This window comes from Neisseria sp. P0013.S005, assembly GCF_051958425.1.
Lineage (GTDB): Bacteria > Pseudomonadota > Gammaproteobacteria > Burkholderiales > Neisseriaceae > Neisseria > Neisseria subflava.
This window is the reverse complement of sequence record NZ_JBQCVL010000088.1, coordinates 1-241: the sequence shown is the minus strand read 5'-3', so window position 1 is coordinate 241 and position 241 is coordinate 1. Positions and strand designations below refer to the sequence as shown.

Here is a 241-nt window from a genome sequence, read left to right as displayed (position 1 = left end):
GGGGCCGGGAATGAAGACCTGGACAAATGGAGACTTTACATTGGGTAAAGGGATAAATGGATAGCCTCTTGTCGGATAGGGATATAAAAGATTAAGGGAATAAAGATATGTACTTAAAGGCATTTAACGGAAAACGGAATAGAGCAACTGTGCAGAGGGGGTATTCTTTGATACAGCTGTTGGTGGTGATGCTGTTGGTTTCGATATTGGCGACGGCGGCATTGACTGCCTATCGGGAATC

1 protein-coding gene is annotated in these 241 nt (G+C 44.8%); it reads left to right on the top strand.

Annotated elements, in window-relative coordinates; translation table 11 throughout:
• Positions 1-107 precede the first annotated feature (107 nt).
• Positions 108-241: prepilin-type N-terminal cleavage/methylation domain-containing protein (locus ACTHTA_RS11605; RefSeq protein ID WP_440364841.1), on the top strand; the 134-nt coding region annotated here is incomplete at its 3' end.